Below are 20,129 nucleotides of genomic sequence, written 5' to 3'. Positions count from 1 at the left end.
ATCGCTTGACATGTCCCCGCGCCGCACAGGCGCACGAGCCCCTGCCACACGCCGGTCCCCACCCCGGGGCGTCCCCAGTGCGGTTGAGCGGCAATGAAACCAATCGGCTAGACAAGAGGATTCGCGAACATGCTGCTGATGATCGACAACTACGACAGCTTTACCTTCAACCTGGTGCAATACTTCGGCGAACTGGGGCAGGAGGTACACACCATCCGCAACGATGAGCTCGCGCTCGACGCCATCGAACGCCTGGCACCCGAGCGCATCGTCATCTCTCCCGGACCCTGCTCTCCCGCCGAAGCGGGCGTGAGCGTCCCGGTGCTGCAGCACTTCGCCGGCAAACTGCCCATCCTCGGCGTGTGCCTGGGGCACCAGGCCATCGGCGCCGCCTTCGGCGGGAAGGTGGTGCGCGCGAAGACCATCATGCACGGCAAGACCAGCCCCATCACCCATGACGGCAAGGGCGTGTTCGAAGGGCTTCCGAGCCCCTACACCGTGGTGCGCTACCACTCGCTGGCCGTCGAGCGCGACACGCTGCCCGATTGCCTGGAAATCTCGGCGCAGACCGAGGACGGCGAGATCATGGGCCTGCGCCACCGCACCTTCGCCATCGAGGGGGTGCAGTTCCACCCCGAGTCGATCGAAACCGAGCATGGCCATCGCCTGCTGCAGAATTTCCTGCGCCTGACCAACCGCTAGGACGACACCGCCATGCCCATCACCAATCAGGAAGCCTTGGTGCGCGTGATCGAGCACCGTGAACTCTTCCACGACGAGATGCTCGCCCTGATGCGGCGCATCATGACCGGGGAAATGTCGCCGGTCATGATGGCGGCGCTGATCGCCGGCCTGCGCGTGAAGAAGGAAACCATCGGCGAAATCACCGCCGCGGCCACCGTGATGCGCGAATTCGCCACCCAAGTTCCGGTGGCGGACACCAAGCATCTGGTCGACATCGTCGGTACGGGCGGCGACGCCGCCCACAGCTTCAACATTTCCACCACCAGCATGTTCGTCGCCGCTGCCGCTGGCGCGCGCGTGGCCAAGCACGGCGGACGCAGCGTGAGTTCGTCCTCGGGCTCGGCCGACGTGCTGGAGGCGCTGGGCGCCAACATCCAGCTCAGCCCCGAACAGGTTGCGCGATGCCTTGCCGGCACCGGCATCGGCTTCATGTTCGCCCCCAGCCACCACGCCGCCATGCGGCACGCCGCCCCGGTGCGCAAGGAGCTTGGCGTGCGCACGCTGTTCAACATCCTCGGCCCTCTGACCAACCCGGCAGGCGCACCAAACCAACTGCTCGGCGTATTCCACCCGGATCTCGTCGGCATTCTGGTGCGCGTATTGCAGCGCCTGGGCAGCCAGCATGTGCTCGTCGTGCATGGCCTCGACGGCCTCGACGAAGTCTCGCTGGCCGGCGAAACCCTGGTGGGCGAACTCAAGGACGGCCAGATCCTCGAATACCGCATCCACCCCTCCGACTTCGGCCTCAAGACTTGCACGCTGCAGGACTTGCAGGTCCAAAGCCCGCAGGAATCCGCCGCGCGCATGCGTCAGGCGCTGGACGACGTCGACGGACCGACGCGAGACGTCGTGCTGCTGAACGCCGGCTGCGCCTTGTACGCCGCCAATGTCGCATCCTCGCTGTCCGAAGGCCTGGACCTTGCCCGAAAGACCCTGGCCAATGGCAAGGCGCGCGACAAGCTTGGCGACTTCATCGCCTACACCCGCAATCTCGGCCTGGAGACGCAAACCGCCGGGGCAGGCGCATGAGCGACGTCCTGCAACGCATCCTCGCCACCAAGGCGCGCGAGGTGGCCGAGGCCCGCTCGGTTCGCTCCCCCGCCATGCTGCGAGACCGGCTCGGCGCCCACGGGCCGCGTCGCGGATTTGCTGCCGCCCTGCAAAAACGCGTGGCCACTGGCGCACCGGCGGTCATCGCCGAAGTCAAGAAGGCCAGTCCGTCCAAGGGCCTCCTGCGCCCAGACTTCCGCCCCGCAGAGATTGCCGCGAGCTATGCGCGGCATGGCGCCACCTGCCTTTCCGTACTCACCGACCGCGAGTATTTTCAAGGCGCCCCCGAATACCTGGTCCAGGCCAGATCCGCATGCAGCCTGCCGGTTCTGCGCAAGGACTTCATCGTCGATCCCTACCAGGTGCTCGAGGCCGCGGCCATGGGCGCCGACTGCATCCTGCTGATCGTCGCGGCACTCGGCGATGCGCAGTTGCGCGAACTCGAGGACTGCGCGACGGACCTCGGGCTCGACGTGCTCGTCGAGGCGCATGACCGCGCCGAACTGGAGCGCGCCCTGGCGCTGCGCACGCCGCTCGTCGGCATCAACAACCGCAATTTGCGGACGTTCGAAACCCGTCTCGACACCACCCTCGAGCTGCTCGACGCCATCCCGCCGGAGCGCATGGTGGTGACCGAAAGCGGCATTCTCTGCCCTGCAGACGTGGCACGCATGCGCGCCGCTGGCGTCCACGTCTTTCTGGTCGGCGAAGCCTTCATGCGCGCCGACGACCCGGGCGCCGCACTGGCCGCCTTCTTCGCCCTGGAGGCGCAGGCATGACTGCGTTCGCCGCAGCTTTTTGTTGACAAGACCCCGAAACTGCCTGAAAATTTTAGGTTCGCCTCGGAGGGGTGCCCGAGTGGCTAAAGGGGGCAGACTGTAAATCTGTTGGCTTACGCCTACGTTGGTTCGAATCCAACCTCCTCCACCAAGCGAATAAATCAGCTGATTCAAACACGATGAACCGGTGATGCTGCGTGATGCGGGAAAAATATGGCGGGAAATACAAGCCATCGCAGCCAGCAGCCTTGATTCGTGCGCAAGCAGGCCGTGTCTCGAATGAACCGAGGCGGGAGTAGTTCAATGGTAGAACCTCAGCCTTCCAAGCTGATGGCGCGGGTTCGATTCCCGTCTCCCGCTCCAGCTTCGGTTGGTGTGTTCGGAGACTTGGCTTGTCTGCATCGGCTGTTGCGTTCGGCAGCACCCCATTCGCCCATGTGGCTCAGTGGTAGAGCACTCCCTTGGTAAGGGAGAGGTCGCGGGTCCGATTCCCGCCATGGGCACCAACATTCTTATTCGAATCCTTTCGCACCTTCATCGTCTTCAGGAGCATTCATCATGGCGAAGAGCAAGTTTGAGCGGACCAAGCCACACGTGAACGTGGGGACGATCGGTCACGTGGACCACGGCAAGACCACCCTGACGGCGGCGATCACGACCGTGCTGTCGAGCAAGTTCGGCGGCGAGGCCAAGGCGTACGACCAGATCGACGCGGCGCCGGAAGAAAAGGCGCGCGGCATCACCATCAACACCGCGCACGTCGAGTACGAGACGGCCAACCGCCACTACGCCCACGTCGACTGCCCCGGCCACGCCGACTACGTCAAGAACATGATCACCGGTGCGGCCCAGATGGACGGCGCCATCCTGGTCGTGTCCGCCGCCGACGGCCCCATGCCCCAGACCCGCGAGCACATCCTGCTGGCGCGCCAGGTGGGCGTGCCCTACATCATCGTGTTCCTCAACAAGTGCGACATGGTCGACGACGCCGAGCTGCTCGAACTCGTCGAGATGGAAGTGCGCGAGCTGCTGTCCAAGTACGACTTCCCCGGTGACGACACCCCCATCATCAAGGGCTCGGCCAAGCTGGCCCTCGAAGGCGACAAGGGCGAACTGGGCGAAGGCGCCATTCTCAAGCTGGCCGAGGCCCTGGACACCTACATCCCCACGCCCGAGCGCGCCGTCGACGGCGCCTTCCTCATGCCCGTGGAAGACGTGTTCTCCATCTCCGGGCGCGGCACGGTGGTCACCGGGCGTGTGGAGCGCGGCATCATCAAGGTCGGCGAGGAAATCGAGATCGTCGGCCTCAAGCCCACCCTCAAGACCACCTGCACCGGCGTGGAAATGTTCAGGAAGCTGCTCGACCAGGGCCAGGCCGGCGACAACGTCGGCATCTTGCTGCGCGGCACCAAGCGCGAAGAAGTCGAGCGCGGCCAGGTGCTGTGCAAACCCGGCTCGATCAAGCCCCACACCCACTTCACCGCCGAGGTGTACGTGCTGAGCAAGGACGAGGGCGGCCGCCACACCCCCTTCTTCAACAACTACCGCCCGCAGTTCTACTTCCGCACCACCGACGTCACCGGCGCCATCGAACTGCCCAAGGACAAGGAAATGGTCATGCCCGGCGATAATGTGAGCATCACCGTCAAGCTCATCGCCCCCATCGCCATGGAAGAAGGCCTGCGCTTCGCCATCCGCGAAGGCGGCCGCACCGTCGGCGCCGGCGTCGTCGCAAAAATCATCGAGTAAAGTCCAATGATCGCCAGGCCAACGCCCGGCGATCATTCTTTCGTTTCTAGCAGTGAAGTGGCCAATCTGAAGGGTTCCACAGGGGCATAGCTCAATTGGCAGAGCGTCGGTCTCCAAAACCGAAGGTTGGGGGTTCGATTCCCTCTGCCCCTGCCACCACCGGATGTAGCACGATCAGTCAACCATGGCCCAACCCAACGTAGAAACCGTCTCCACGTCCGCCGACAAGGCCAAGCTGGGGGCGGCTGGAATCGCCTTTCTGGCCGCTTTCGCGGCCTATTATCTTTTGCACAGCCAGGAGCTTTGGCTCAGGGTCGTCGCCTTGGTGCTCTTACTGGGGCTGTCAGCCGGGTTATTCCTGCTGACGGAACCCGGCAAAGCCCTGATTGCCTATACTCGCGAATCCGTGCGCGAGGTACGCAAGGTGGTTTGGCCCGAACGCAAGGAGGCCATCCAGATGACGGCCATCGTGTTTGGTTTCGTCATCCTCATGGCGCTTTTCCTTTGGATCACCGACAAATCGTTGGAGTGGCTGCTCTACGACGTGATCCTGGGATGGAAAAAATAATCGGAGTGGTCGATGGTTGAAACCTTGCCTGCCGGCCAAAAGCAGTGGTACGTGGTCCATGCCTATTCGGGCATGGAGAAAGCTGTCGAACGCAACCTCCTCGAGCGCATCGAGCGCGCCGGCATGCAGTCGAAGTTCGGCCGCATCCTGGTGCCGACCGAGGAAGTCGTCGAAATGAAGAATGGCCGCAAGACCATCACCGAGCGCCGCTTCTTCCCCGGCTACGTCCTGGTCGAGATGGAAATGGATGACGCGACGTGGCACTTGGTCAAGCACACGAGCAAGGTTACGGGCTTTGTCGGCGGCGCCAAGAACCGTCCGGCCCCGATCAGCGAGACTGATGTCAACAAGATCATGAACCAGATCCAGGAAGGCGTGGAGAAGCCGCGCCCCAAGGTCTTGTTCGAGGCCGGCGAAATGGTGCGCGTGAAGGAAGGCCCTTTCACCGATTTCAACGGCAATGTGGAAGAGGTGAATTACGAGAAGTCCAGGCTACGTGTGTCGGTCACCATTTTTGGCCGCGCAACCCCCGTGGAACTCGAATTCCAACAAGTCGAGAAGCTCTGAGTTTTCAATCCTGCTTCTGTGCTTGCGCCGCTTGTTTGCGGCCGATCCCAGAAGCAGCGCGCAAGCTTGCGGGGCGGCCCGGCATGCTGCGCGATTCCCAGTCCCCAAGATCGGGGGCTCCAGAGGCCGCATGAACGAGGAGCTCGCTTCGGCGGGCGTTTGAACTCGCTAGGAGAACTGCATGGCGAAGAAAATCGTCGGCTTCATCAAACTGCAAGTGCCGGCCGGCAAGGCCAACCCGTCCCCGCCCATCGGTCCGGCGCTCGGCCAGCGCGGCCTGAACATCATGGAGTTCTGCAAGGCATTCAATGCCCAGACCCAGGGTGTCGAGCCGGGACTGGCCCTGCCTGTCGTGATCACGGCCTACGCCGACAAATCCTTTACCTTCATCATCAAGACCCCGCCCGCCGGCGTCCTGATCAAGAAGGCCATCAAGCTCGACAAAGGTTCCAGCAAACCGCTGACCGACAAGGTCGGCAAGATTTCCCGCGCCCAGCTCGAAGAAATCGCCAAGACCAAGATGAAGGATCTGACCGCCGCCGACCTGGACGCGGCTGTACGCACCATCGCGGGAACTGCCCGCTCGATGGGCGTGACTGTGGAGGGCGTGTAAATGGCCAAGAAACTACCCAAGCGCTATGCCGCGATTCGCGCCAAAGTCGAGCCGAACAAGCTCTACTCGGTTGACGAAGCCCTGAACCTGATCAAGCAATGCGCCATCGCCAAGTTTGACGAATCGATCGACGTGGCCGTGGCGCTGGGCATCGACGCGCGCAAGTCCGACCAAGTCGTCCGCGGCTCCGTGGTGCTCCCCGCCGGAACCGGCAAGATCAAGCGCGTCGCCGTGTTCGCCCAGGGCGCCAAGGCTGAAGAGGCCAAGGCTGCCGGTGCGGACGTGGTCGGCTTTGAAGATCTGGCCGAACAGGTCAAGGCGGGCAATTTGAATTTCGACGTGGTCATTGCCTCCCCCGACGCGATGCGCGTAGTGGGCGCACTGGGCCAGATTCTCGGCCCTCGCGGCTTGATGCCCAACCCCAAGGTGGGTACCGTCACCCCCGACGTGGCTGGCGCCGTGCGCAATGCCAAAGCCGGACAGGTGCAGTTTCGCGCGGACAAGGCCGGCATCGTGCACTCGACGATCGGACGCGCATCTTTCCAGCCCGAGGCGTTGAAAAGCAATCTGCAGGCCTTGGTCGACGCACTGAACAAATCGCGCCCGCAAACCGCCAAGGGCGTTTACCTGCGCAAGGTGGCTGTTTCGTCCACCATGGGCATCGGCGTACGCGTGGACGCTGCCAGCATCATGGCAGCGGCCGCCTGAGGGAATATGAACACCAGCCGCAGCCCAGGCTGCGGCTGTCAGCAATTTGGTGGGTCGGGCGTGCGAAGTTGAAAAACCTTGCATACCCGAGCGATCCAAGACCGTTGGCGATTTGCGAATGCACATCTTAATTGCGAAGGTCGGGTTGATTCGACATTCAAAGCCGACGCAGATGGCGGACCCGCTGGAACCTGCAGTCTCGTTGCACGCATGGCGCAACGGGCTTGTTGAACTCCAGAGGACGCTGCAACCCGGTTTGAGGCGCGTCCGCGCCCAGGCCATTTTCTTCAGGAGTCAACTTTGAGTCTGAATCGCACTGAAAAGCAAGCCGTCGTGACGCAAGTCGCGGCCGTTGCGAGCAAGGCGCAAACTCTGGTGCTGGCGGAATACCGCGGAATCGATGTGGAGCCCATGACCCGGTTGCGCGCCCAGGCGCGCAGCAAGGGCGTGCATCTGCAGGTTCTGAAAAACACGCTGGCCCGGCGCGCCGTCACAGGTACCGGTTTCGAGGTGCTGGCTGGCGAAATGACCGGCCCCTTGATCTACGGATTTTCCGAGGATGCCATCGCCGCGGCCAAGGTCATCAACGACTTTGCCAAGACCAACGACAAGATGGTCGTTCGAGCTGGCGCCTACAACGGCAAACTGCTCGATGCCGAAGGCGTGAAACAGCTTGCGAGCATTCCCAGTCGCGAGGAGCTTCTCGCCAAGCTGCTGGGCGTGATGCAAGCCCCGCTTACGGGCTTTGTCGCCTCGGTGGCCGCACTGGCCAAGAAGCGCGAGGAAGAGGCAGCCGCCTGATCCTCCGCTCCAAACCCCTACATTCTTAATCGTATTCAGGAGTACACAAAATGGCATTGAGCAAAGACGAGATTCTGGACGCCGTGGGCGGCATGACGGTTCTGGAACTCAACGATCTGGTGAAGGCTTTCGAAGAGAAATTCGGCGTGTCCGCCGCCTCCATGGCCGTGGCCGCTCCCGGCGCCGGCGGCGCCGCTGCGCCCGCGGCCGAAGAGCAGACCGAATTCAACGTCATGCTGCTGGAAGCCGGCGCCAACAAGGTTTCCGTGATCAAGGCCGTGCGCGAACTCACCGGCCTGGGCCTGAAGGAAGCCAAGGACCTGGTGGACGGCGCGCCCAAGGCCGTCAAGGAAGCCGTGGCCAAGGCCGACGCCGAAGCCGCCAAGAAAAAACTGGAGGAAGCCGGCGCCAAGGTGGAAATCAAGTAACCCCACCGGCAGCTGCCTGGCCCGGAAGGCTTTTGGTCTTCCGGGCTTTCGCGCCTTGATGCAGGCGCGGTTATTGTCGAAGTCGGATCGGTTTTTGAATGTACACCTGCAGTGGTGTGCATTCCAAAACGGTTTCAGTCCTGCGCAGCGGAGCGTCCATGTCCTACTCGTTCACCGAAAAGAAGCGGATTCGCAAGAGCTTTGGCACTCGCCAAGGCGTCATCCAAGTGCCATACTTGCTGGCCACCCAGCTCGAATCGTACGAATCCTTCCTGCAGAAGGACGTGCCGTCCGACAAGCGCAAGAATGAGGGCCTCCAGGCCGCGTTCACCGCCATCTTCCCCATTGTTTCGCACAACCAGAACGTGCGCATGGAGTTCCAGGGCTACAACCTCGCGCGCCCGGTGTTCGACATGCGCGAGTGCCAGCAGCGCGGTCTCACCTATGCCAGCGCCCTGCGCGCCAAGGTGCGCCTGATCGTGATGGACCGCGAAGCGGCCAAGCCCACGATCAAGGAAGTCAAGGAGCAGGAGGTCTACATGGGCGAGATTCCGCTCATGACCGACAAGGGCTCGTTCATCATCAACGGCACCGAACGCGTGATCGTCTCGCAGCTGCACCGCTCGCCCGGCGTGTTCTTCGAGCACGACAAGGGCAAGACCCACTCGTCCGGCAAGCTGCTGTTCTCGGCGCGCATCATCCCCTACCGCGGCTCCTGGCTCGACTTCGAGTTCGACCCCAAGGACATCCTCTACTTCCGCGTCGACCGCCGCCGCAAGATGCCGGTCACCATCCTGCTCAAGGCCCTGGGCCTGAACAATGAGCAGATCCTGGCCCACTTCTTCAGCTTCGACCGCTTCGACCTGATGGATCAGGGCGCGATGATGGAATTCGTGCCCGCGCATTTCAAGGGCGAAGTCGCGCGTTTCGACATCGTCGACAAATCCGGCAATGTCGTCGTGGCCAAGGACAAACGCGTCACGGCACGCCACCTGCGCACCCTCGAGGATGGCGGCACGCAACGCATTTCGGTGCCGGAAGATTTCCTGATCGGCAAGGTGCTGGCGCGCAACGTGGTGTCGGAGGAGACGGGCGAGATCGTCGCGCTCGCCAACGAGGAGCTGACCGAGCCGTTGCTGAAGAAGATGCGCGACGCCGGCATCCGCCATATCGAGACCCTGTACACCAACGACCTCGACCAGGGTCCGTTCATCTCGCAGACCCTGCGCATGGACGAAACACCCGAGCAGCTGGCCGCCAAGGTGGCCATCTACCGCATGATGCGCCCCGGCGAACCGCCGACCGAAGATGCCGTGGAATCGCTGTTCAAGCGCCTGTTCTTCGACGCCGACGCCTACGACCTCTCGCGCGTGGGCCGGATGAAATTCAACCGCCGCCTCGGCCGCGACGAGATCGAGGGCGAAATGGTGCTGTCGCACGACGACATCATGGCGGTCATCAAACTGCTGGTCGAGCTGCGCAACGGCCGCGGCGAAGTCGACGACATCGACCACCTCGGCAATCGCCGCGTGCGCTGCGTCGGCGAGCTGGCCGAGAACCAGTTCCGCGCCGGTCTCTCGCGCATCGAGCGCGCGGTCAAGGAACGCCTCGGCCAGGCCGAGACGGAAAACCTGATGCCGCACGACTTCATCAATTCCAAGCCCATCTCGGCCGCCATCAAGGAATTCTTCGGCTCCTCGCAGCTGTCGCAGTTCATGGACCAGACCAACCCGCTGTCCGAGATCACGCACAAGCGGCGCGTCTCCGCCCTGGGCCCGGGCGGCTTGACCCGCGAGCGCGCGGGCTTCGAGGTCCGTGACGTGCACCCCACGCACTACGGCCGCGTCTGCCCGATCGAAACCCCGGAAGGGCCGAACATCGGCCTGATCAATTCGCTGGCGCTGTTCGCCCAACTCAACGAGTACGGCTTCATCGAGACGCCCTACCGCAGGGTGGCCGACGGCATGGTCACCGATCAGATCGACTACCTCTCGGCCATCGAGGAAGGCAAATACATCATCGCCCAGGCCAACGCCAAGATCGATGAACAGGGCCGCCTGATCGACGAGCTGGTCTCGGCGCGCGAAAACGGTGAAACCATTCTGGTTGCGCCCGACCGCGTGCAGTACATGGACGTGTCGCCCGCCCAGATCGTTTCGGTCGCCGCCTCGCTCGTGCCCTTCCTGGAGCACGATGACGCGAACCGCGCGCTGATGGGCGCCAACATGCAGCGCCAGGCCGTTCCGGTGCTGCGCCCCGAGAAGCCCTTTGTCGGCACCGGGGTCGAGCGCGTCACCGCGGTCGACTCCGGCACCGCGGTCACCGCCCTGCGCGGCGGCGTGGTCGACTATGTCGACAGCGCCCGCATCGTCGTGCGCGTGAACGACGAGGAAACCCTGGCCGGCGAAGTCGGCGTGGACATCTACAACCTCATCAAGTACCAGCGCTCGAACCAAAACACCAACATCCACCAGCGTCCGCTGGTCAAGCGCGGCGACATCATCGCCCGCGGCGACGTGGTGGCCGACGGAGCGTCGACCGACCTCGGCGAACTGGCCCTGGGCCAGAACATGCTCGTGGCCTTCATGCCCTGGAGCGGCTACAACTTCGAGGACTCGATCCTGCTGTCCGAGCGCGTGGTGGCCGAAGACCGCTACACCTCGATCCATATCGAGGAACTCAACGCGGTTGCGCGCGACACCAAGCTGGGCTCGGAAGAAATCACCCGCGACATCCCCAACCTGTCGGAAAGCCAGCTCGCGCGGCTGGACGAGTCGGGCATCGTCTACATCGGCGCGGAGGTCGAGGCTGGCGACACCCTGGTCGGCAAGGTCACGCCGAAGGGCGAGACCCAGCTCACGCCGGAAGAAAAGCTGCTGCGCGCCATCTTCGGCGAGAAGGCCTCCGACGTGAAGGACACCTCGCTGCGCGTGCCATCCGGCATGTACGGCACCGTCATCGACGTGCAGGTGTTCACGCGCGAAGGCATCCAGCGCGACAAGCGCGCCCAGCAGATCATCGACGACGAGCTCAAGCGCTACCGCCTGGACCTGAACGACCAGATGCGCATCGTCGAGGCCGACACCTTCGACCGGATCGCCAAGCTGCTGATCGGCAAGCCCGCCACCGGCGGGCCGAAGAAGCTGTCCAAGGGTTCCGTGGTCACGGCCGAGTACCTCAAGGAGGTCGATCACTACCACTGGTTCGACATCCGCCCCAGCGATGAGGCCGTGGCGCAGCAGATCGAGCAGCTCAAGGAGTCGCTCGAGAAGCGCCGGCACGCGTTCGATCAGATGTTCGAGGAAAAGCGCCGCAAGCTCACCCAGGGCGACGAGCTGCCCTCCGGCGTGCTCAAGATGGTCAAGGTCCACCTGGCCGTCAAGCGCCGCCTGCAGCCCGGCGACAAAATGGCCGGGCGCCACGGCAACAAGGGTGTCGTCTCCAAGATCCTGCCCGAAGAAGACATGCCCTATATGGCCGACGGCACACCCATGGACATCGTGCTCAACCCGCTGGGCGTGCCGTCGCGGATGAACATCGGCCAGATCCTGGAAACCCATCTGGGCTGGGCCGCCCACGGCCTCGGCAAGCGCATCGACGACATGCTGCGCGCACATGTGAAGGCCAACGAACTGCGCAAGTTTCTGGGCACGCTCTACAACTTCAGCGGCAAGCAGGAACAGCTCGACACCCTGAGCGACGCCGAGATCCTGGAACTTGCCGACAACCTCAAGCGGGGCGTGCCTTTCGCCAGCCCCGTGTTCGACGGCGCCTCCGAGGAGGAGATCAACCAGCTGCTGCAGATGGCCTATCCCGACGACGTGGCCGATCGCCTCAAGCTCACCGCGTCGAAGAAGCAGGCCGTCCTGTTCGACGGCCGCACCGGCGACGCCTTCGAGCGCCCCGTCACCATCGGCTACAAGCACGTGCTCAAGCTGCACCACCTCGTCGACGACAAGATGCACGCCCGCTCCACCGGCCCGTACTCCCTGGTCACCCAGCAGCCGCTGGGCGGCAAGGCCCAGTTCGGCGGCCAGCGCTTCGGCGAGATGGAGGTGTGGGCGCTCGAAGCCTATGGCGCCTCCTATGTCTTGCAGGAAATGCTGACGGTCAAGTCCGACGATGTGAACGGCCGCACCAAGGTGTACGAAAACATCGTCAAGGGCGAGCACTCGATCGAGGCGGGCATGCCCGAGTCGTTCAACGTGCTGATCAAGGAAATCCGCTCGCTGGGTTTGGACATCGAACTTGAGCGCAACTGATCACACGGATCGCGCCCTTTTGACACACAGGATTTGGAGGTTCGCATGAAAGCCCTACTCGATTTGTTCAAGCAGTTCCAGAAGGACGAGCATTTCGATGCCATCAGCATCGGCTTGGCCTCGCCGGAAAAGATCCGCTCCTGGTCATTCGGTGAAGTCAAGAAGCCGGAGACCATCAACTACCGCACGTTCAAGCCCGAGCGCGACGGCCTGTTCTGCGCCAAGATCTTCGGCCCGATCAAGGACTACGAGTGCCTGTGCGGCAAGTACAAGCGCCTGAAGCACCGCGGCGTGATCTGCGAGAAGTGCGGCGTCGAAGTGACGCAGAGCAAGGTGCGGCGCGACCGCATGGGCCATATCGAGCTGGCCTCGCCCGTGGCCCACATCTGGTTCCTCAAGAGCCTGCCCTCGCGCCTGGGCATGATTCTCGACATGCCGCTGCGGGACATCGAGCGCGTGCTGTATTTCGAAGCCTATGTGGTCACCGATCCGGGCATGACCCCGTTGACCAAGCGCCAGGTGCTGTCGGAGGACGAGTACGCCGCCAAACGCCAGGAATTCGGCGATGAGTTCGTCGCCTTCATGGGCGCCGAGGGCATTCGCGACCTGCTGGCGCACATGGACCTGGAACAGGAAGTCGGCGCGCTGCGCGGCGACCTGCAGGGTTCGGACACCAAGGTGAAGAAGAACTCCAAGCGCCTGAAGGTGCTGGACGCCTTCCGCAAGACCAACTCCAAACCCGAGTGGATGGTGCTCACCGTCCTGCCGGTGCTCCCGCCCGACCTGCGTCCGCTGGTCCCGCTGGACGGCGGCCGCTTCGCCACCAGCGACCTCAACGACCTGTACCGCCGCGTCATCAACCGCAACAACCGTCTGCGCCGCCTGCTCGAACTCAAGGCGCCGGAAATCATCGTGCGCAACGAAAAGCGCATGCTGCAGGAAGCGGTGGATTCGCTGCTGGACAACGGCCGCCGCGGCAAGGCCATGGTGGGTCAGAACAAGCGCCCGCTCAAGTCCCTGGCCGACATGATCAAGGGCAAGGGCGGCCGTTTCCGCCAGAACCTGCTGGGCAAGCGCGTCGACTACTCGGGCCGCTCGGTCATCGTGGTCGGCCCCACGCTCAAGCTGCACCAGTGCGGACTGCCCAAGCTGATGGCGCTGGAGCTGTTCAAGCCCTTCATCTTCAACCGCCTGGAAGCGCTGGGCGTGGCCACCACCATCAAGGCGGCGAAGAAGGAAGTGGACTCCCAGACCCCCATCGTGTGGGACATCCTGGAAGAGGTCATCCGCGAGCATCCGGTGATGCTCAACCGCGCCCCCACGCTCCACCGCCTGGGCATCCAGGCCTTCGAGCCGGTGCTGATCGAGGGCAAGGCCATCCAGCTGCATCCCCTCGTTTGCGCCGCCTTCAACGCCGACTTCGACGGCGACCAGATGGCCGTGCACGTGCCGTTGTCGCTGGAAGCGCAGATGGAAGCCCGCACGCTGATGCTGGCTTCCAACAACGTGCTGTTCCCCGCCAACGGCGAACCCTCCATCGTCCCCTCCCAGGACGTGGTGCTGGGCCTGTACTACGCCACCCGTGAGCGCATCAACGGCAAGGGCGAAGGCATGGTGTTTTCCGACGTCGGTGAAGTTCACCGCGCGCTGCAGTCCGGCGACCTGGAGATCACCGCGCGCATCAGCGTGCGCCTGACCGAATACGAACGCGACAAGGCCACACGCACCCTCACGCCCAAGACCATGGTCGTGGAAACCACGGCGGGCCGCGCCCTGCTGTCGGAAATCCTGCCCAAGGGTCTGCCGTTCAGCGTGATGAACAAGGCGCTGAAGAAAAAGGAAATCTCGCGCCTGATCAACTCGTCGTTCCGCCGCTGCGGGCTGCGCGACACAGTGATCTTCGCCGACAAGCTTCTGCAGTCGGGTTTCGCCCTGGCGACCCGTGCCGGCATTTCCATCAGCGTGGACGACATGCTGATTCCGGATGAAAAACACGCCCTCATCGCCCACGCCGAGCAGGAAGTCAAGGAAATCGCCCAACAGTACGCCTCCGGCCTGGTCACTCAGGGCGAGCGCTACAACAAGGTCGTGGACATCTGGGGCCGTACCGGCGACGAAGTGGGCAAGGCGCTGATGAACCGCCTCGCCACCGAGCCCGTCACCGACCGCCATGGCAAGCAAGTGCGCCAGGAATCGTTCAACTCCATCTACATGATGGCCGACTCCGGCGCGCGCGGCTCCGCGGCACAGATTCGTCAGCTCGCCGGCATGCGCGGCCTGATGGCCAAGCCTGACGGCTCCATCATCGAAACGCCGATCACGGCGAATTTCCGTGAAGGCCTCAACGTGCTGCAGTACTTCATCTCCACCCACGGCGCGCGTAAGGGCCTGGCCGACACGGCGCTGAAGACCGCCAACTCCGGCTACCTCACCCGCCGCCTGGTCGACGTGACGCAGGATCTGGTCATCACCGAGAACGATTGCGGCACCACGCACGGCGTGGCGATGCGCGCGCTGGTCGAGGGCGGTGAAGTCATCGAATCCCTGCGCGACCGCGTGCTCGGCCGCGTCGCGGCGACCGACGTGACCAACCCGGAGACACAGGAAGTGATCATTCCGGCTGGCGACATGCTCGACGAAGATCTTCTGGATCTGGTCGAGTCCGCCGGCATCGACGAAATCAAGGTGCGCACCCCCCTTACCTGCGAAACCCGCTACGGCATGTGCGCCAAGTGCTATGGCCGCGACCTGGGCCGCGGCGTGCTGGTCAATACCGGCGAAGCCGTCGGCGTGATTGCCGCCCAGTCCATCGGCGAACCCGGCACGCAGCTGACCATGCGCACCTTCCACATCGGCGGCGCAGCTTCGCGCGCGGCGATTGTCTCCAGCGTCGAGGCCAAGAGCGCGGGTACGGCACGCTTCACCGCCACCATGCGCTACGTCACCAACTCCAAGGGCGAGCAAGTGGCCATCTCCCGCTCTGGCGAGGTGCTCATCACCGACGATTACGGCCGCGAACGCGAACGCCACAAGGTTCCCTACGGCGCCCTGCTGTTCGTGAAGGACGGCATGGCGATCAAGGCCGGCACCACACTGGCCAGCTGGGATCCGCTCACCCGCCCCATCATCACCGAGTACGCCGGGCGGGTGAAGTTCGAAAACATCGAGGAAGGCGTGACCGTGGTCAAGCAGCTGGACGAGGTCACCGGCCTGTCCACGCTGGTCGTGATCGACCCCAAGCGGCGCGGCTCGGCCAAGATCATCAGGCCGCAGGTCAAGCTGCTCAACGAGCAGGGCCATGAGGTCAAGATCCCGGGCACCGAGCATGCCGTGGCGGTGGGCTTCCAGGTCGGCGCGCTGATTCAGGTGCGCGACGGCCAGGATGTCGGCCCTGGCGAAGTGCTGGCGCGCATCCCGATGGAAGGCCAGAAGACTCGCGACATCACCGGCGGTCTGCCCCGCGTCGCCGAATTGTTCGAGGCGCGTTCACCCAAGGACGCCGGCATGCTCGCCGAGGTCACCGGCACGGTCTCCTTCGGCAAGGAAACCAAGGGCAAGGTCCGTCTGGTCATCACCGACCTCGACGGCCAGTCCCACGAATTCCTGATCCCGAAGGAAAAGACCATCCTGGTGCACGAAGGCCAGGTCGTCAACAAGGGCGAGCTCGTCGTCGACGGCGCCGCGGAGCCCCAGGACATCCTGCGCCTGCTTGGCGTGGAGGCGCTGGCACGCTACATCGTCGACGAGGTGCAAGACGTCTACCGCCTGCAAGGCGTGAAGATCAACGACAAGCACATCGAGGTCATCGTGCGCCAGATGCTGCGCCGCGTCGAGATCAAGGACCCGGGCGAAAGCGATTACATCACCGGGGAACAGGTCGAGCGCTCCGAAGTGCTGCAGACCAATGCCGCGCTCATCGAGAAGAACAAGATTCCCGCGACGTACAACAACATCCTGCTCGGCATCACCAAGGCCAGCCTGTCCACCGACAGCTTCATTTCTGCCGCCTCCTTCCAGGAAACGACCCGCGTACTCACCGAGGCTGCCATCATGGGCAAGCGCGACGAATTGCGCGGCCTGAAAGAAAACGTCATCGTCGGCCGCCTCATTCCCGCTGGCTCCGGCATGGCATTCCACCAGGCGCGCAAGGCCAAGGAAGTGCTCGATCACGCCGAACGCACCGCCCAGGCCGCGGCGGAACTGCAAGCTCTCGAGGACAGCGGCTCGGCACAAACCGGCGAGGAATCCAACCTCTAACCCAGGCACCGACAAGCGCACCGCGATGCACAAGAAGATGCGCCAGTTTCCTTTTCAAGATATACTTATCGTTTCCAGACGCGGGGTGGAGCAGCCTGGTAGCTCGTCGGGCTCATAACCCGAAGGTCGCAAGTTCAAATCTTGCCCCCGCAACCAACGTTAATTGACAGACGCCGGCCAGCCCGGCGTTTGTCATTTCTGCGACAAGCTCACCCCCCTCAGGAACCAGGCGAATCTCACCCACAATGGTGCCGATCGCCTTCCTGACGCTGGCGACGTCCTCGACCCGCTCGAGGCTTGAGACCAATTTGCGGTGTGCCTCACGCGCTTGAGGGATCATCTTCATTGGCTCTAGGCGCTCGATTTCCCGCTTTTGGTCCTGCGCTGCCTGAAGCTCAGCTTCGGCGTCCTGCAGCGCCTTGAGCGTTGTCGGCGTCACCACCCCCTGGCGGATGGCAGCCATGATGTTCTTGATCTCGGTCTCTGCGCGGGTGATGTTGCGAGCTGCCTCACGCGGGTGAGGTTGAGCCTCCACCAGGATTCGCCGGACTTCATCCTCGAAGACCTTGAACGCGTCATCCGATAGCAGGTCGTGCTTGATACCCTGGAGCAGCAAGTCCTCAACACGCTTGCGAGGCACCTTCAGTGCGTTCGGGCATGCAGCCGAGCCGCGGTCACGATGCATTGCGCACCCATACCGGTGTTTGTCCACCATGATGTACGCGCCTCCGCAGACACCGCAGCGCATCAAGCCGGAGAACAAGTAGCCGGGCCCACGCCCACCACTCACAGTGCGACCGCTCTCTTGCCTTTGCTTACTCGTTCGAGACCTCACGGCTCTGATACGAGCCTCTGTCTCCGCCCACAGCGCATCACTGATGATCCGAAGATCGGGCAACTCCTTGACGACCCATTCGGAAGCAGGGCGGGCCCTTCGGCGGCGGCGGCCGGTCACAGGGTCCTTGATCCATTTGGTCTTGTTCCAAACGAGTTTTCCCACATAGGTGGAATTCCCGAGGAGACCGACCCCTTTTGCATCCGGATAGAGCGCGTTCGGGGACCATTTCCCATTCCTCCGGGGCGAGTGTTGATTCATCGGCACAACTGAGCCAGTGATCACGTCGAATGCTGAGCCACTGGGTTGATGGATGTTTTGGCTACTCGGTTGTGGATAAGTCTATCGGGTCTGCTGTTTTTCGATCTCCTTTCTGCGCTTTGCCGCGTGGCTTTGGTGGTGCCGCGCCAGCGGCACTGGAATGCTTGAATCGCCAGCTCTCATTGCCGGTCTCCACGATGTGGCAGTGGTGCGTGAGGCGGTCGAGCAAAGCCGTGGTCATCTTGGCGTCGCCGAAGACGCTGCTCCATTCCGAGAAGGTGAGGTTGGTGGTGATCACCACGCTCGTTCGCTCGTACAGTTTGGAGAGCAGGTGGAACAGCATCGCGCCGCCTGATTGCGTGAACGGCAGGTAGCCCAGTTCATCCAGGATCACCAGATCGACGTACATCAGCCGGTGTGCCATTTGCCCAGACTTGTTCTGCGCCTTCTCCAGCTCCAGGGCATTGACCAGCTCCACCGTGGAGAAGAAGCGCACCCGCTTGCCATGCATGCGGATGGCCTCGATTCCCAGGCTCGTGGCCAGGTGGGTTTTGCCCGTTCCGGGGCCGCCGACCAGCACCACGTTGTGCGCCGAGTCCACGAAGCCAAGGGTGTGCAGCTGGCGCACCAACGCCTCATCGATTGGCGTGTGAGCAAAGTCAAAGCCAGCGAGATCGCGGTGCGATGGGAACCGCGCCACGCGCATCTGGTAAGCCATGGAGCGCACCTCGCGCTGCGCGGTCTCGGCCTTGATGAGCTGGTGCAGCACGGCCTCGTGATCAAGCGACTTCATGCGGGCGGTTCCCAGCACCTCCGGCCATGCACTGGCCATGCCATGCAAGCCCAGCGCCTTGAAGGCATCCATGACGTCATGCATGGTCGGACTCCGGTGAAGCCTCGTGAAGCGGGAGGCTGCGCAGTGCGTCGTAACGCTGCAGGTTGGCCAGTGGCGGCGTGTTGAGCGTGAGCCTCGTGGCCACAGGTGGCTCGGGCATGCGCTGCTCCTGCAAGCGCGATAGCACGTTGAGCACATGCTCGGCACTCACCCGCCCGGACTGCAGCGCCAGCTCCACCGCCACCAACACGGCCTCCAAGCCGTGCAGGCTCACGCCCATGAGCACCTGCGCCATCACCCTGTCACCACCGCTGTGGCGCAGCAACTGGCGCTGCAGCTCCTGCAGGGGTTCGGGCATGGTCTTGAAGGGTGCGCCGTTACGCAGCCCGCCGGGCTTGCGCTCGATCAGCGCGATGTAGTGCATCCAGTCGTAGAGCGTCTGATCCCGCTCGAAGCTGCGCGCCAGGCGCACCTGTCGCCCGTCAGGCCCGACCACCAGCAGACCATCGGCATAGGCCCGCAAGCTGACCACCGCGTGGATCCATTCGCACGGCACGCTATAGCGGTTGCGCTGGAAGTGGATCAGCGAAGTGGCAGAGACCCGAACCGGCTGCTCCACATAGCCATCAAACGCTCGGGGGTTGGGCATGAGGCGAACCCGTTCGTCCTGCCAGACATCGGCCACCGTGAGCTGCGTCCATTCAGGGTGGCTCATCTCGGCCCAGGCCTTCACACAGGCCTGCTGCAACCAGTCGTTGAACTCGCCAAGCGATCCCCAGCGCCGTTCACTGGCCTCGCGCCAGATGTCCTTGCGCCGATCCTGAACATTCTTCTCGACGACCCCCTTCTCCCAGCCGGCGGCCCGGTTGCAGAACTCCGGCTCGAACAGATAGTGCCCGGTCATGGCCTCAAAGCGCGCGTTGACGCTGCGCTGCTTGCCCTGGCCGACCTTGTCCACCGCCGTCTTCATGTTGTCGTAGATGCCCCGCCGGGGCACGCCACCGAAGAGAGCGAACGCGCGCGCGTGCGCATCGAACAGCATCTCGTGCGCCTGGCTGTAGTACGCCACCAGGCAGAAGGCACGACTGGCCGCCAGCTTGGTGTGTGCCACCTCCAGGCGGCGACGCAGCCCACCGATGAAGAGGTACTCGCAGCTCCAGTCGAACTGGAACGCCTCGCCCAACTCGAAGCTCAGCGGTATAAACCCCGCGCCGCGTGCCGCGTTGCCTTGCTCTTGCTGCCAGCGCTGGGCAAATGTGTACACCGGCCCCCGGCTGCCGCTGTAGCCCTGCGCCCGCAGCGCTTCAAACATCGCCTTGATCCCGCGCCGATCGCGTTTGCTGCGATGGCTATCGGCTTTGAGCCACTGGCTCAACTGCTCCTTGTACGGATCCAGGATGCTGGGACCTGACACCCGTTGAGGGTATCTGGGCTCGGTCATCTGACCATCTTTGAGCCACTTGGTGGCTGTGTTGCGCGAGATGCCCAGCCTGCGGCTGGCCTCGCGCACCGACACGTCCTGCCTCAGCACGAGGCGGCGCAACTTGCTCAATGTGCTCACGTTGATCACTCCTGCTCCCCTGTGCTGAAAAACTCAGCACGATAGAGCGGCAACGTGGCTCAGATTTCAACGTGAACGCGTCCCCAAATGGCCCAGTTTTGGAAATGAATC

At 63.4% G+C, this 20,129-nt stretch carries 15 protein-coding genes and 5 tRNA genes; 17 read left to right on the top strand and 3 right to left on the bottom strand.

What is annotated here, in order from left to right:
* The first annotated feature begins 129 nt into the window (after positions 1-129).
* From THIARS_RS04550 to THIARS_RS04465, 17 genes are all read left to right on the top strand, one after another.
* The gene (locus tag THIARS_RS04550) at positions 130-702 is read left to right on the top strand and encodes an anthranilate synthase component II (protein ID WP_094159660.1); all 573 of its coding nucleotides are present in this window, start codon (positions 130-132) and stop codon (positions 700-702) included.
* 12 nt (positions 703-714) lie between these two features.
* On the top strand, positions 715-1,773 hold the full coding sequence (gene trpD, locus THIARS_RS04545) for an anthranilate phosphoribosyltransferase (protein WP_094159659.1): 1,059 nt from the start codon (positions 715-717) through the stop codon (positions 1,771-1,773).
* On the top strand, positions 1,770-2,573 hold the full coding sequence (gene trpC, locus THIARS_RS04540; RefSeq protein WP_094159658.1) for an indole-3-glycerol phosphate synthase TrpC: 804 nt from the start codon (positions 1,770-1,772) through the stop codon (positions 2,571-2,573). Before trpD ends, trpC begins: the two co-directional genes overlap by 4 nt.
* Before the next feature lie 65 nt (positions 2,574-2,638).
* Positions 2,639-2,724, top strand: a tRNA-Tyr gene (locus THIARS_RS04535).
* A gap of 138 nt (positions 2,725-2,862) precedes the next feature.
* A tRNA-Gly gene (locus THIARS_RS04530) sits at positions 2,863-2,936 on the top strand.
* Between the two features lie 68 nt (positions 2,937-3,004).
* Positions 3,005-3,079, top strand: a tRNA-Thr gene (locus THIARS_RS04525).
* Positions 3,080-3,131: 52 nt separating this feature from the next.
* Positions 3,132-4,322, top strand: a complete 1,191-nt coding sequence (gene tuf, locus THIARS_RS04520; protein ID WP_094159063.1) for an elongation factor Tu — start codon at positions 3,132-3,134, stop codon at positions 4,320-4,322.
* A gap of 80 nt (positions 4,323-4,402) precedes the next feature.
* Positions 4,403-4,478: transfer RNA gene (locus tag THIARS_RS04515), tRNA-Trp, on the top strand.
* A gap of 28 nt (positions 4,479-4,506) precedes the next feature.
* Positions 4,507-4,890 (top strand): preprotein translocase subunit SecE, encoded by a 384-nt coding sequence (secE, locus tag THIARS_RS04510; protein WP_094159657.1) that lies wholly within the window; start codon positions 4,507-4,509, stop codon positions 4,888-4,890.
* Positions 4,891-4,902: 12 nt separating this feature from the next.
* On the top strand, positions 4,903-5,457 hold the full coding sequence (gene nusG / locus THIARS_RS04505) for a transcription termination/antitermination protein NusG (protein WP_094159656.1): 555 nt from the start codon (positions 4,903-4,905) through the stop codon (positions 5,455-5,457).
* Positions 5,458-5,638: 181 nt separating this feature from the next.
* A complete protein-coding gene (gene rplK / locus THIARS_RS04500; protein WP_094159655.1) occupies positions 5,639-6,070 on the top strand; it encodes a 50S ribosomal protein L11 in 432 nt (143 codons plus the stop codon).
* The gene (gene rplA, locus THIARS_RS04495; protein ID WP_094159654.1) at positions 6,071-6,778 is read left to right on the top strand and encodes a 50S ribosomal protein L1; all 708 of its coding nucleotides are present in this window, start codon (positions 6,071-6,073) and stop codon (positions 6,776-6,778) included.
* Between the two features lie 300 nt (positions 6,779-7,078).
* A complete protein-coding gene (gene rplJ, locus THIARS_RS04485) occupies positions 7,079-7,579 on the top strand; it encodes a 50S ribosomal protein L10 (protein ID WP_094159652.1) in 501 nt (166 codons plus the stop codon).
* A gap of 50 nt (positions 7,580-7,629) precedes the next feature.
* Positions 7,630-8,007 carry a 50S ribosomal protein L7/L12 gene (gene rplL, locus THIARS_RS04480; RefSeq protein WP_094159651.1) on the top strand — a complete coding sequence of 126 codons (378 nt, stop codon included), beginning with the start codon at positions 7,630-7,632 and terminating at the stop codon, positions 8,005-8,007.
* Between the two features lie 158 nt (positions 8,008-8,165).
* Positions 8,166-12,269 carry a DNA-directed RNA polymerase subunit beta gene (gene rpoB, locus THIARS_RS04475; protein WP_094159650.1) on the top strand — a complete coding sequence of 1,368 codons (4,104 nt, stop codon included), beginning with the start codon at positions 8,166-8,168 and terminating at the stop codon, positions 12,267-12,269.
* A 45-nt stretch (positions 12,270-12,314) separates the two neighbouring features.
* A complete protein-coding gene (gene rpoC, locus THIARS_RS04470; RefSeq protein WP_094159649.1) occupies positions 12,315-16,526 on the top strand; it encodes a DNA-directed RNA polymerase subunit beta' in 4,212 nt (1,403 codons plus the stop codon).
* Positions 16,527-16,605: 79 nt separating this feature from the next.
* Positions 16,606-16,682: transfer RNA gene (locus THIARS_RS04465), tRNA-Met, on the top strand.
* Here the strand turns inward: THIARS_RS04465 and THIARS_RS19240 are convergent.
* From THIARS_RS19240 to istA, 3 genes are all read right to left on the bottom strand, one after another.
* The gene (locus THIARS_RS19240) at positions 16,639-17,622 is read right to left on the bottom strand and encodes a recombinase zinc beta ribbon domain-containing protein (protein ID WP_425444236.1); all 984 of its coding nucleotides are present in this window, start codon (positions 17,620-17,622) and stop codon (positions 16,639-16,641) included. The genes THIARS_RS04465 and THIARS_RS19240 overlap by 44 nt on opposite strands.
* Positions 17,623-17,683: 61 nt before the next feature.
* Positions 17,684-18,499, bottom strand: a complete 816-nt coding sequence (gene istB / locus THIARS_RS04450; RefSeq protein WP_094158948.1) for an IS21-like element helper ATPase IstB — start codon at positions 18,497-18,499, stop codon at positions 17,684-17,686.
* A complete protein-coding gene (gene istA / locus THIARS_RS04445) occupies positions 18,492-20,018 on the bottom strand; it encodes an IS21 family transposase (protein ID WP_094158949.1) in 1,527 nt (508 codons plus the stop codon). The genes istB and istA overlap by 8 nt, the downstream gene beginning before the upstream one ends.
* Positions 20,019-20,129: the final 111 nt, after the last annotated feature.

Source organism: Thiomonas delicata (genome assembly GCF_900088825.1).
Classification (GTDB): domain Bacteria; phylum Pseudomonadota; class Gammaproteobacteria; order Burkholderiales; family Burkholderiaceae_C; genus Thiomonas_A; species Thiomonas_A delicata.
This window is presented reverse-complemented; position numbering and strand designations above follow the sequence as displayed.

Bases quoted from the DNA above. Each gene is read 5' to 3' on its own strand.
- THIARS_RS04550 (WP_094159660.1), top strand. From the start codon at position 130: ATGCTGCTGATGATCGACAACTACGACAGCTTTACCTTCAACCTGGTG.
- trpD (WP_094159659.1), top strand. From the start codon at position 715: ATGCCCATCACCAATCAGGAAGCCTTGGTGCGCGTGATCGAGCACCGT.
- trpC (WP_094159658.1), top strand. From the start codon at position 1,770: ATGAGCGACGTCCTGCAACGCATCCTCGCCACCAAGGCGCGCGAGGTG.
- tuf (WP_094159063.1), top strand. From the start codon at position 3,132: ATGGCGAAGAGCAAGTTTGAGCGGACCAAGCCACACGTGAACGTGGGG.
- secE (WP_094159657.1), top strand. From the start codon at position 4,507: ATGGCCCAACCCAACGTAGAAACCGTCTCCACGTCCGCCGACAAGGCC.
- nusG (WP_094159656.1), top strand. From the start codon at position 4,903: ATGGTTGAAACCTTGCCTGCCGGCCAAAAGCAGTGGTACGTGGTCCAT.
- rplK (WP_094159655.1), top strand. From the start codon at position 5,639: ATGGCGAAGAAAATCGTCGGCTTCATCAAACTGCAAGTGCCGGCCGGC.
- rplA (WP_094159654.1), top strand. From the start codon at position 6,071: ATGGCCAAGAAACTACCCAAGCGCTATGCCGCGATTCGCGCCAAAGTC.
- rplL (WP_094159651.1), top strand. From the start codon at position 7,630: ATGGCATTGAGCAAAGACGAGATTCTGGACGCCGTGGGCGGCATGACG.
- rpoB (WP_094159650.1), top strand. From the start codon at position 8,166: ATGTCCTACTCGTTCACCGAAAAGAAGCGGATTCGCAAGAGCTTTGGC.
- rpoC (WP_094159649.1), top strand. From the start codon at position 12,315: ATGAAAGCCCTACTCGATTTGTTCAAGCAGTTCCAGAAGGACGAGCAT.
- THIARS_RS19240 (WP_425444236.1), bottom strand. From the start codon at position 17,622: ATGAATCAACACTCGCCCCGGAGGAATGGGAAATGGTCCCCGAACGCG.
- istB (WP_094158948.1), bottom strand. From the start codon at position 18,499: ATGCATGACGTCATGGATGCCTTCAAGGCGCTGGGCTTGCATGGCATG.